The sequence below is a fragment of the Faecalibacterium sp. Marseille-Q4137 genome, from assembly GCF_017377535.1.
GTDB classification, from domain to species: Bacteria; Bacillota; Clostridia; order Oscillospirales; family Ruminococcaceae; genus Faecalibacterium; species Faecalibacterium duncaniae.
In genome coordinates this window covers 15,710-27,270 of the sequence record NZ_JAFREK010000038.1, presented here as the reverse complement: position 1 = coordinate 27,270, position 11,561 = coordinate 15,710, and the positions used below count along the sequence as shown (strand labels likewise).

Annotated in this window: 8 protein-coding genes and 1 tRNA gene; 6 read left to right on the top strand and 3 right to left on the bottom strand. The window is 59.7% G+C overall.

Annotated elements, in window-relative coordinates:
• The first annotated feature begins 84 nt into the window (after window positions 1-84).
• Both J3353_RS12980 and recG read left to right on the top strand, forming a co-directional pair.
• Window positions 85-159: transfer RNA gene (locus tag J3353_RS12980), tRNA-Cys, on the top strand.
• A gap of 94 nt (window positions 160-253) precedes the next feature.
• The gene (gene recG / locus J3353_RS12975) at window positions 254-2,314 is read left to right on the top strand and encodes an ATP-dependent DNA helicase RecG (RefSeq protein ID WP_207685006.1); all 2,061 of its coding nucleotides are present in this window, start codon (window positions 254-256) and stop codon (window positions 2,312-2,314) included.
• Between the two features lie 85 nt (window positions 2,315-2,399).
• Here the strand turns inward: recG and J3353_RS12970 are convergent, their stop codons facing one another.
• The 3 genes from J3353_RS12970 to J3353_RS12960 all read right to left on the bottom strand — a co-directional run bounded on the left by J3353_RS12970 (window position 2,400) and on the right by J3353_RS12960 (window position 4,950).
• A complete protein-coding gene (locus J3353_RS12970; RefSeq protein WP_097770970.1) occupies window positions 2,400-2,936 on the bottom strand; it encodes a TetR/AcrR family transcriptional regulator in 537 nt (178 codons plus the stop codon).
• Between the two features lie 88 nt (window positions 2,937-3,024).
• Window positions 3,025-3,534 carry a transcription repressor NadR gene (locus tag J3353_RS12965; protein ID WP_005933106.1) on the bottom strand — a complete coding sequence of 170 codons (510 nt, stop codon included), beginning with the start codon at window positions 3,532-3,534 and terminating at the stop codon, window positions 3,025-3,027.
• Window positions 3,535-3,591: 57 nt separating this feature from the next.
• Window positions 3,592-4,950, bottom strand: a complete 1,359-nt coding sequence (locus tag J3353_RS12960; RefSeq protein ID WP_197036450.1) for an alpha-amylase family glycosyl hydrolase — start codon at window positions 4,948-4,950, stop codon at window positions 3,592-3,594.
• Window positions 4,951-5,146: 196 nt separating this feature from the next.
• Between J3353_RS12960 and glgB the strand changes: the two genes are divergently transcribed.
• The 4 genes from glgB to J3353_RS12940 all read left to right on the top strand — a co-directional run bounded on the left by glgB (window position 5,147) and on the right by J3353_RS12940 (window position 11,400).
• Window positions 5,147-7,090: a 1,4-alpha-glucan branching protein GlgB gene (glgB, locus tag J3353_RS12955; RefSeq protein ID WP_005933102.1), complete on the top strand. Its 1,944-nt coding sequence runs from the start codon at window positions 5,147-5,149 to the stop codon at window positions 7,088-7,090.
• A 140-nt stretch (window positions 7,091-7,230) separates the two neighbouring features.
• Window positions 7,231-9,153: a hypothetical protein gene (locus J3353_RS12950; protein WP_207685005.1), complete on the top strand. Its 1,923-nt coding sequence runs from the start codon at window positions 7,231-7,233 to the stop codon at window positions 9,151-9,153.
• A 17-nt stretch (window positions 9,154-9,170) separates the two neighbouring features.
• Window positions 9,171-10,151, top strand: a complete 981-nt coding sequence (gene tig, locus J3353_RS12945) for a trigger factor (RefSeq protein ID WP_207685004.1) — start codon at window positions 9,171-9,173, stop codon at window positions 10,149-10,151.
• Window positions 10,152-10,155: 4 nt separating this feature from the next.
• On the top strand, window positions 10,156-11,400 hold the full coding sequence (locus J3353_RS12940; RefSeq protein WP_207685003.1) for a ferredoxin family protein: 1,245 nt from the start codon (window positions 10,156-10,158) through the stop codon (window positions 11,398-11,400).
• Window positions 11,401-11,561 lie beyond the last annotated feature (161 nt).

The window sequence follows — 11,561 nt, the reverse complement described above, 5'->3', positions numbered from 1 at the left end:
GAGCGCCACCTTGCCAAGGTGGAGGTAGCGAGTTCGAGCCTCGTCGGCCGCTCCAAATGGAGTGGAAATATTCACTCCAAATATGGTGACGTGGCCAAGTGGTAAGGCAAGGGTCTGCAAAACCCTCATCCACCAGTTCAAATCTGGTCGTCACCTCCAAAAGTTCCCGGAAGCTGCGGCTTCCGGGATTTTTTGTTTTCTTTTGCCGCCGGACGTGCTAGAATAAAGAAAACCACGAGAGGAGTCTCCTGCCATGCCCGCTGAACATCACACCACCCTGACCCCGGACACGCCGGTGCGCTACCTCAAGGGCGTGGGGCCCAAGACCGCCGAGCGGTTTGAGAAACTGGGCATCGTGACACTGGCCGACCTGCTCTGCCACTATCCCCGGCGTTACATCGATTTTTCCCGTCCCTACTCCATTGCCGAGGCCCCGCCAGACACCGAGTGCGTGGTGAAGGCTGAGGTGTTCGCCAAACCTGCCGGGCGCATCCTGCCGGGCGGGCGGCGGATGGAGCGCATCACCGCCGGGGACGATGTTTCCAGCCTGGAGATCACCTGGTTCAACAATCCCTATGCCACCCAGAAGCTGGAGCTGGGGCAGGAATACTATTTTGAGGGCATCGTGACCGGCGGGATGCTTCGCCGTCAGATGGTCAACCCGCAGGTGCGCACGGCGGCACAGATCACCGCCGCTCCCTTCGAGGCCGTTTACCCCCAGACCGAGGGGCTTTCCAGCACCGTGATCGCAAAATGCATCCGGCAGCTGCTCCCCCATGCGGAACTCCTGCCCGACCCGCTGCCAGAGGAGATGCTGAAAAAATACCGCCTGCTCTCCAAGGCCGATGCTGTGCGGGCCATCCACTGCCCTGCCACGGAGGAGGAGGCTTTTGCAGCCCGGCGGCGGCTCATCTACGAGGAGCTGCTGGTGCTCCAGTTGGGCATTGGACGAATGAAGAACCGGGGCAGCGCCTCCACCGGTGCACCCATGCAACGGCTCGACCCGGCCCCCTTCTGGGCATCGCTCCCCTTCTCCCCCACCGGTGCCCAGCGCCGGGCCGTAGACGAAATTCTGACCGATCTGTCCGGCAGCACCTCCATGAACCGCCTTTTGCAGGGCGATGTGGGCAGCGGCAAGACGCTGGTTGCCGCCGCCGCCATCTGGGCCTGCATCCGCAGCGGATATCAGGCGGCCCTGCTGGCCCCCACCGAGATCCTTGCCGCCCAGCACGCAGAGAATCTGAACCAGATGCTGGTCCCCTTCGGGATGCGTGTGGCCCTGCTGACCGGCGGCATGAAGGCCGCCGCCCGCCGCACCACGCTGGCTGCCATCCGTAGTGACGAAGCCGACCTTGTGGTGGGCACCCACGCCATCCTGAGCGAGGGCGTGGAGTTTGCCCGGCTGGGTCTGGCTGTGGTGGACGAGCAGCATCGCTTCGGCGTGCGCCAGCGCGGAATGCTGGCCGAAAAGGCCGCGAACCCCCATCTGCTGGTGATGAGCGCCACGCCCATTCCACGCACACTGGGCCTGCTGATCTACGGTGATCTGGACATCTCTATCCTTGATGAGCTGCCCCCGGGCCGCAAGCCCGTCAAGACCCGGTGCATCACCGGAAAAAAGCGGCGGGATCTCTACGGCTTCCTTGACCGGGAGATCGGAGCCGGACGGCAGGTATATATCGTCTGTCCCGCCATCGAGGACACGCCGGACGGCGGGCTGAACGCCGTGAAGAGTTACTACGAGGACATTGCCAAAGCTCTTCTCCCCGACCGCCGGGTCGGCCTGATGCACGGTAAGCTCAAGCCAAAGGAAAAAGCCGCTGTAATGGACGATTTCAAAGCCGGCCGGCTGGATGCCCTGGTATCCACCACCGTCATCGAGGTGGGCGTGGATGTCCCCAACGCCACCGTCATGGTCATCGAGAATGCCGAGCGCTACGGCCTGAGTGCCCTGCACCAGCTGCGGGGCCGCGTGGGCCGAGGTGCCGCCGAGAGCTGGTGCTTCCTTGTCAGCGACAACACCGCCGAGAGCGTCCAGAAGCGGCTCAAGTTCCTCTGCTCCACCTCAGACGGCTTCGCCGTGGCGCAGTTCGACCTTGAGACCCGCGGCCCCGGCGACTTTTTCGGCAGCCGCCAGCACGGCCTGCCCACCCTGCAGATCGCCGACCTGATGAACGACACCCGCACCCTTCACGCCGCGCAGGCCGAGGCCGCCGCTCTGCTGGCCGCAGACCCCCTGCTGGAAGCGCCGGAGCACAGCCTGCTCGCCGCGCAGGTCGAACAGATGTTCACAAAGGCCGGAGCCATGAATTGAAACAATAAAAAGAACCGGTTTCCATGTATTTTCAATGAGAAAGGCTCCTGCGAAAGCAGGAGCCTTTCTCATTATTACGATTCTGTCATCGGTTCAGGCTTTGCGCCGCCTTGGCGATCACAGCCAGCAGATCGACCAGATGTTCCACGTCCATCTGGCCGCTGTTGTTGGCAAAGGCATAGAAGCAGCCCTGCACGCAGAAGGAAAGCAGGATGCCCCGGTCGGGGTCCGCTGCAAAGGTGGGGTCTTTGGCAGCCAGACGGTCTCGCAGACCCTTTTCAATGCAGTTGGCAAAGATCCCCTGCCTTGCCCCGGAGAAAAGGATGTTCACCGCCTCCTGGTTCTGAACAAAGGCATGGAACAGTTCACGGGTCAGCTGCTCTGTGTGTGCAGCGGTAAGCCCCACATTGGGCACACTGTCCAGAATGACATGGATGAGCTTGTTCTCCAACCGGCTGGACAGCTCATAGATATCCTCATAGTGGGCATAAAAGGTGGATTTGTTCACCTTGGCCAGTGTGCACAGGTCTTTGATCCTGATCTTCTCCAGCGGCTGGCGGGCACGCAGCTCCATGAATGCCTTTTCGATGGCGCGGTCAGTCTTTTCAATGCGGATGTCCAAAATAATCCACCACTTTCATTGTTTCGTTGGATATCCAACGCTTTTCGTTTTTCGGGGATAGACAGTTTGTTCGAGTTTTCTTACAATATCAATAGAGAATCCCTTTCTCTCTCAATGCGGCTTCGATCCTCTGGAATGTTTCTTCATCCGGGCAGCGGAGGGTGTGCAGGTGCACGCCGCCGGTCATCCGGCTGAGCAGGCACTCCGGGGTATTGGCTGCCTGGGTGATAAAGGTATCCACATCGTATCGGCTGGCGAGGTTCAGGTTGCCCCGCAGTTCGCCGTAAAGCGGGTTTTCCACTGCCACATCGACCACCACGCCTCCCTGATCCACCACCGTGTAAAGCTCGGTGCGCATCTCATCGGCGGTCCTGTGCACACAGGCCAGGATGCCGGTGTAGCCGCCGGGGGTCGGGTGGAACTGATACCCGCGCGGGGTGGCCTCGATTTCGGCCCCGCCTGCCCGCAGAAGGGCCACGTCCCCCACCACGATCTGGCGGCTGACCCCCAGCTTTGCGGCCAGTGCACTGGCACTGATGGGTGCGCTGGCCCCATGGAGCTGTTGCAAGATCTTTTCCCGGCGCTGTGCTGCGTTCATTGTTGTTCCCCCTGTCAGCATTTTTCCCTATTATAATAGTGCATGACAGGTGTCCTGTCAATCCAGACGCAGGACCGTGGCGTAATTGGAGGGCAGCTGGACCTTCATCCGGCCAGATGCAAGGCTGACCATCACATTCTCAGCGCCCACGGTATCGGCCAGCAGGTCCGTTGCAGCGTTGGCCTCCACCGGCAGCTGGAACTCCATCTCCGCCGGGCCGTCGCCGTTGTTGAATACGGCCACGAGGGCTTTTCCATCCAGCACCCGGGCAAAGGCATAGCACTGGGTGGTCAGCTGGAGCTCCTTTACCTCGCCCCAGCTCAGGGCCGGGTATTCGGCCTTCAGCCTGCCCAATGCGGCGTACACACTGGTGACAGGGTTGGTGGTCAGGTCATCCCGGAATTTGTCCAGCTCCAGGCAGGGGCGCAGGGGCCAGTCACTGCCCCACTCCTTTTTGCCCTCGATGCCAAATTCGGAGCCATAGTAGATGGACGGAATGCCCCAAAGCGTGTATACTAGAATTGCAATGTGCCGGATGTGCGCCTTGTTCCGCAGCTTATTGGGCAGGCGCTCCACATCGTGGTTGTCCGAGAAGGTATAAAGCCGGGTGTCGTGGCAGAGTCCCTGCAGGCGGCGCATGGTGTGTGCGATCTCAAAATAGTTGTGGTCGTTGTGGCCGCTCCACAGGCCCTTGTGCAGCTCATAGTTGGTAACGGAATGGAGCATTTCAGGGTTGGCCCAGCGGCTGTAATCGCCGTGGATGACCTCGCCCATCAGCCAGAACTCAGGCTTGACCTCGTTGGCAAGGCGGCGCAGGCCCTTCATAAAGTCGAAGTCCAGCACATCCGCTGCATCCAGCCGGATGCCGTCAATGTCGAATGCATCGACCCAGAAGCGGATGGTATCATAATGGTAGTTCTGCACCTCGGGGTTGCGCTGGTTCAGCTTGACCAGCAGGTTGAAGCCGCCCCAGTTGCCGTAAGAAAAGCCGTCGTTGTACTCGTTGTTGCCCCAGAAGTTCACATCGCAGAACCAGTCCTTATAGCGGGCGTTCTCGCGGTTGGCCTGCAGGTCTTTGAAGGCAAAGAAATCCCGGCCCACATGGTTGAACACACCGTCCACAATGACCTTCTGGCCCCTGGCGTGGCAGTTGGCCACGAACTCCCTGAACTCCTCGTTGGTGCCCAGGCGGCGGTCCACCCGGCGATAATCGATGGTATCATAGCCGTGGGAGCCGCTCTCGAACAGCGGGCCGATATAAATGGCCGTGCAGCCCAGGTCTTTGGAGGCGTGCTCGGCCCAGGCGTTCAGCTTTGCGAACGCGCCCGGTGTGGGCTGGCCATCGTTTTCGTGCGCACAGCCGCACAGGCCCAGCGGATAAATGTGATAAAAAACTGCGGTATCATACCATGCCATAGTTACTCTCTCCCATATCATTTCTTCTGCCGCCCAGTAGCGGCAGGCTCAGTATACCACAAACTCCGCCAATTGTGTGGATATTTGATAAATTTTCTACATAGTCTCTGTTAAAATCAGCAAGTGTGACGATTTTGATCAAAAATTATTGGTAAATATGACCGGGTGTATCCCGTTGAGAAAAGGAGAAATCTGCATGAATTTTCCCACCATCGACCGCTCGTTCTTTGCGGGCGAATGCTTTGATGCCTACCGTGTGCTGGGCGCGCACCCCTGCCGGGATGACTTTGGGCAGGAGGGCTGGCGGTTTGCCGTGTGGGCCCCGGGGGCCGTGGCTGTGGAGATCTGCGGCGGCTTTGACGGCTGGGGGCCGGGCGTTCCCATGCAGAAGGCCGACACCGGCGTGTGGAGCGGCTTTGTGCCCGGCCTTGCCGAGGGAGAGCTGTACAAATACCGCATCCACGGCAAGGATGGCAGCACCGTGATGCGGGCTGACCCCTACGCCTTTTCCACTGAGCTGCGACCCGGCACGGCCAGCAGGCTGGCCCGGATGGACTTTGCCTTTGACGATTCCAGCTGGATGGAGCGTCGGGACAAGTGCCGCAACCTGCCCCTGAACATCTACGAGCTCCATGCAGGCAGCTGGAAGCACAAGCCCAACGCCACCCGCGAGGACGGCTCGGACGGCTGGTACAATTACCGGGAGCTGGCCCGGGAGCTGATCCCCTGGCTGCTGGATCACCGCTTCACCCATGTGGAGCTGCTGCCGCTGGCAGAGCATCCCTTTGACGGCAGCTGGGGCTACCAGACCACCGGTTACTTCTCTGTCACCAGCCGCTACGGCGACCCCGCCGACTTTGCGGCCTTTGTCAACGCCTGCCACCGGATGGGCATCGGTGTCATCATGGACTTTGTGCCCGTCCACTTTGCCGCCAACGGCGACGCGCTCGCCAACTTTGACGGCACCCACCTCTACGAGTACGACAGCGATGTGGGCCACAGCGAGTGGGGCACCTGCAACTTCAACTATTACCGCCGGGAGGTGTGCAGCTTCCTGAACAGCGCCGCTGCCCTCTGGATGGATGTCTACCACTGCGACGGCATCCGGATGGATGCCATCTCCCGCGCCCTTTATTGGCAGGGCGACCCCAACCGCGGCGTGAACGAGGGCGCTGTTACCTTCCTGCGGAACCTGAACCACGGCCTGAACGAGCGCTGGCCCACCGGCATCTACACCGCTGAGGACTCCACCAACTTCCTCAAGGTCACCGCCCCCACCCGCTACGACGGCATCGGTTTCGATTACAAGTGGGACATGGGCTGGATGCACGACACGCTGGATTATTTTGCCACGCCCTTTGGTGAGCGGCCCGATGCCTACCACAAACTGACCTTCAGTATGCAGTATTTCTACAATGAGCTGTATCTGCTGGCACTCAGCCACGACGAGGTGGTGCACGGCAAAAAGACCATCATTGATAAGCTGTGGGGCACCTACGAGGAAAAATGTGCCCAGCTGCGCACCCTTTACTTCTACATGTACACCCACCCGGGCAAAAAGCTGAACTTTATGGGCAATGAGCTGGGGCATTTCCGGGAGTGGGATGAGAAAAAGGAGCTGGACTGGGGCCTGATGAAGTATCCCTTCCACGACAGCTTCCAGAAATATTTTGCCGAGCTGGGCCGCCTGTATGCCACCGAACCCGCCCTCTACGATGGCGAATACAACCCGAACTGCTTTGAGTGGATCGCCTGCGAGAGCCGGGACGAGGGCGTGTACGCCTGGCTGCGGAAGGGCGCGGGCCAGACCATCCTCTGTGTGATGAACACCCAGAATACCGCCCACAAAAAGTTCCCGCTCTACTTCCAGTATCCCTGCGCCGCCGATGAGCTGCTGAACAGCGAGGCTGCCTGCTGGAACGGCGCGGACCGCAGCCGCACCAGACACCTGCACACCACCGATGGCGGCGTGTACGGCCGGGACTACACCCTGAGCGTGGATCTGCCCGCCATGGGCAGCCGGATGTACCGCATCACGCCGGAGGCTCCCCACCCGGAAGCCGCACAGGCCTCTGCCCGTAAGGCCGCCGCCCAGAAGCGCAAGGCCACCATCGCGGCAAAGCAGAATTCCAAAAAGTAATATCGCGTCCAAAATATCCCGCCTGCTGAAATGCAGGCGGGATATTTTATCTTCCGGGGGCCTGCCCCCTTGCCTGCGCCGCCCGGAACCATTATACTGTAAGCTGTAATATTGTGGTTCAAAACCGAGGAGCATGTACAATGTCAACGATACTTTCTGAAAAGAAGACCCTTTCACCCTGGGCAAAGGGCGGCATCGGGCTGGGTGCCGGAGCACTCCTGCTGGTGCTGGTGGGCCTGCTGTTCCCCACCGCGGCGGCGTTCTTCCCGCTGGTGAGCCTGTGGTGCAGCTGTGTGCTGTTCTACGGCGCGCTGTGGGTGCTGCACACTGCCGGTGTGGAGCTGGACTTCTTCCACCGCGCAGCCATCATCGCCTTCTGGGCTGGAGCTGTGCTCTACTTCTATTGGGCGCTGGGTCGGCGGCAGTTCATCTACGCCTGGGATTATGTGAACTACATTCAGAAGCAGTTCAATACCGAAGCGGCTTTTGCGCTGGGTCCGGTGGCCGGTTTTAAGTATATCATAAGCACATTTTCTGAAGATTACACCAATTTCATCACCTTGTTCACTGAGTTCCCGTTCTGCCTCACCGCAAAAACGGGTGACAGCTACGCTTTTGCGCAGGTTTTCTGTGTGCTCCCCAGCCTTATGCTGATGCTGTCTGGTCTCACGATCAAAATCGGGCAGATTCTGGAGGTCAAGAATAAGTTCTGGTATTTTATCATCGGCTTTTCCTGGGTGCTGACCTATCCGTTCCTGCGAATGAGCGCTATGCTGGCACAGCCGGACTGGTTCGGTCTGATCTTCGCTTTTGCCATTCTGCTCCTCACATTGGACTACCGTTTTGAAAAGCTGGAGCCGGGGCGGTTCGTGCTCATCTTCCTGGCAACGGCCGCCATTATCCTGAGCCGCCGCTGGTACTTATATTTTGTGGTGGGCTATTATTTTTCCTATGCGCTTCTGCTCTTTGTAAGCAGTGCAAAGCTCGCAAAACAGGGCCAAAAGGACCTTGCCCTGCGCCGAGTACGCAACCTCATCCTGTTTGGTGTCTGCGCCATGGCAGCAATGGTGGTCCTGCTCTGGCCCATGGTCAGCAAGATCCTGGCTTTTAACTACTCCGACCGCTATTCGTACTATAATGTCGGCGGCATTGCAGTAGAGCTCTATTATCATGCCATGCGCACCGGCCTGCTGAACCTTATTTTGATCCTGTTTGGTTTGTGGCTCTGCGTCAAGCGGAAAAAGCCCAGCCTGCCTGTGTTGGCGCTGTGTGAGCTGATGCTCAGTATGCTCTTATTTACCCGAGTGCAGAATTCTGGCTCCCACCAGATGCTGCTGTACGTGCCCGCCTATGTCATTCTGTTTCTCTGCGGTGCGGCGGGTCTGGCAGAGAGTATCGAGCATTTCAAAATACCAAAGCTTTGTTTTTGGGTCTTTACACTGTTGTTCGCCGTGTCGGTGCGGTGCTCCCCGCTCACTGTCATGGCCTTGCCAGAGTTCGTTATCCATGCGTTCCACCCGGCAGACCTTGCTGAGTATCAGCGGCTGGACGAGCTGACCTATGACCGCAAGGACAAACCGCAGATCCAGGCCATGGCACAATGGCTGGTTGAACATCTGGGGGAGGGCGAGGTCGCCTATATGATCCCGGATGACATGCTCTACAATCCCGGCCACCTGCGGAACTGTGACCTGCCCAACCATGCACTGGACGGCAAGTTGCCGGACAGCTTCTCGGTGCCGGGCACCCACTATTTTCCCACCGGTTTCTTTGATGCCAGATATGTGGTAACTGCAGACCCGTTCCCCCTCTCACTGGCTCCGGACACGGAACTGGGCCACCGGTTCAACGCCGTTTTTCTTCAGCTGAGAGAGACTACCCACCAGCAAGTTGCGACCTTCGATATGGGCAACGGCACGGTGTTCACGATCTGGGAACGTACCACTCCCGTGACACGTGAGGAAGTGGAGACCTATCTCCATGAATTTGATGCTGAAAACGCCAAATACCCAGAAATGTTTTCCGCAGTTGCGGAAAACTGGCTGGCTGTTCATGGTTTATAAAAGGAGAGTAAAACGATATGTCCAACAACGCAAAAAATCTACCGGAAGTAAAATTAGGTCAGTACAAAGGGCTGGCTGTTACCCGCCATGTGCGGCCGCTTTCCGAAAAGACCATTGACCAGGAGATGGTCCACCAGACCCGGATGCGTTCCGTCTACCACAACTCCACCGCCCCCGCCAAACGCGGCAGCCGGGTCCTGCTGGATTTTGTCGGCTTCATGGACGGGGAGGAGATCCCCGACAGCCGGATGGAAAAGGTGATGGTGGTTCTGGGGGACGGCAAGCTGATGCCTGCCGCCGAGGATGCCATCTACGGCCACACCGCTGGCGAGACCTTCCGCTTTGATTTCACCTACCCGGAGCAGTTCCGGGTGGAGGAGCTCTCCGGCAAGACCGCGCAGTTTGAGATCAAGCTGCACTCCGTGGCCGAAAAGACCACCCCGGAGCTGAACGAGGACTTTGCCCGGGCACAGGGCTATGCAGACCTTGCCGCCATGCGCGAGGCTGTGCGGGCCAAAAAGCGGAAGATCCACGAAGATGCCGCCGACCGCGCCGCTGGGCAGGAACTGCTGGCAAAGGCCGGTGCCAACCTGACCGTGGACCTGCCCGAGGCCATGCTGGACCGTACCGCCGACAACGAGATGCGGATGCTGGAGCAGCGGCTCTCCCGCAGCAACATCACGTTGGAAAAACACTGCAAGAACAGCCACACCACCGCTGCCGCCCTGCGGGCAGGCTACCGTGATGCTGCCGAGCGGAATCTGCGCTCCATGCTGGCCTCCCGCTCCATTGCTGAAGCCGAAAACATCACCGTGAGCACGCTGGAGGTCAACAACGAGTACCGCCGCCTGTCCCAGCTGCAGGACACCCCGGAGGCCGATATCCGCCGGGTGCTGAGCCCGGACACCCTTGCCGCCGCACTGGTTGCACAGAAAGTCCAGCGCTTCCTGCTGGACAACGCCGACATCACCACGGTGATGGACCCTGAAAAGGAGTGATCCTATGAGTATCTTTACGCGCTACGCCATGGATGCGCTGATGAAGACCACCCACCCTGAAGTAAACCGCAAGCAGTGCTGGAACCTGCACCCCCACCGCACCCCCTGCACAGCCTGCAAGGATATCTGCCCCTATGGCGATGAGATCTTCACCCGCCCCAACCTTGTCAAGGACTGGGATCCCTGCACCGACTGCGGCCTATGCGTCTCGGCCTGCCGGTCGGGCTGCATTGCCCCCTCGCCGGAGCAGGTGCAGCGGGATATCTCCCCCGCCGACAGCGATGGCGACACCATCTGGATCGGCTGCGAAAAATCCACCCGGAAAAACACCGTGGTGCGCACCTGCGTCTCGGCTTATTCGTGGGAAGCGCTGGCCTACCTTGCCCTGAACAAGAAGATCGTCCTCGACCTGACCCCCTGCGGCGAGTGCGAGAACGATGTCTGCGCCGAGCATCTGCGTGCCGTTCTGACCCGGCTGGTGGAGTTCTTCGGCCAGCCCCTGTTCGAGGCCCGGTTCACGCTGGCATACGAGCTGGACGATGCCCCCTTCCACGTCAAGGAATACTCCCGCCGTGAGATGATGGAGCAGGTGACCTCCGGCTCCAAAAAGGGCACCAAGCAGCTGCTGCGGATGCTGCCCGGCCTGCGCAGCGAGGACGAGAGCAGCCAAGATTTCCGGCTGCTGCTCCACCAGTACACCAAGCAGCTCAAGGCGGTGTCCGAAACGCCCCTGCGCTATGGCTACCACCTGCCCAACTTCACCCAGAAGTGCTTTGCCTGCGGCCGGTGTGAGAAGAGCTGCCGCAGCGGTGCCATCAAGTTTGAGGACCTGCCCGACGGCCAGACCCGCGCGGTGATCACGCCGTGGAAGTGCAGCGAGTGCGGGGTCTGCGTTGCCGCCTGCTCCAACGGCGGTCTGGACGGCCTGAAGCTGCGCCAGCTCACCAGCCTTGGCCCTGTCAGTGTCTACAAGTGCACCAAGACCCTCTGCAAGGAATGCGGCAAGCCCATTGCGCCCAACTGTGCGGACGGCATCTGTTCTGTCTGCCGCATCAAGCTGCGCACCAAAAAGCGTCAGGAGGAGGCTGTGGCCCGCGCCAAGGAGCGTCAGGCCGAGCGCGAGGCCAAAAAGGCTGCAGAAGCAGCTGCAAAGGAGCTGGCTGCCGAGATGCAGCCCTCTCAGCCAGCGCAAAGCGTCGCTGCCCCTGAAGCAGGAGCCGCTCCCGCCCCGACCGAAAGCACCTGCTGATCGCTGGACCTCTCCGGGGCTTCGCATGGACAGAGAGGTTTTTATTGACGCAGCTCCAAAAAAATGCTATAATTCTTCTTAACCACCCAGCTGTGGTCGGGAGGACAAGTTACAAAGGCGTAACGGATGTGTTTCCGTTACGCCTTTTTTGCTTCCCGCTG

What these genes read in the sequence shown, in the direction of transcription:
- recG (WP_207685006.1), top strand. Translation starts at nt 254, where the DNA reads ATGCCCGCTGAACATCACACCACCCTGACCCCGGACACGCCGGTGCGC.
- J3353_RS12965 (WP_005933106.1), bottom strand. Translation starts at nt 3,534, where the DNA reads ATGAACGCAGCACAGCGCCGGGAAAAGATCTTGCAACAGCTCCATGGG.
- J3353_RS12960 (WP_197036450.1), bottom strand. Translation starts at nt 4,950, where the DNA reads ATGGCATGGTATGATACCGCAGTTTTTTATCACATTTATCCGCTGGGC.
- glgB (WP_005933102.1), top strand. Translation starts at nt 5,147, where the DNA reads ATGAATTTTCCCACCATCGACCGCTCGTTCTTTGCGGGCGAATGCTTT.
- J3353_RS12950 (WP_207685005.1), top strand. Translation starts at nt 7,231, where the DNA reads ATGTCAACGATACTTTCTGAAAAGAAGACCCTTTCACCCTGGGCAAAG.
- tig (WP_207685004.1), top strand. Translation starts at nt 9,171, where the DNA reads ATGTCCAACAACGCAAAAAATCTACCGGAAGTAAAATTAGGTCAGTAC.
- J3353_RS12940 (WP_207685003.1), top strand. Translation starts at nt 10,156, where the DNA reads ATGAGTATCTTTACGCGCTACGCCATGGATGCGCTGATGAAGACCACC.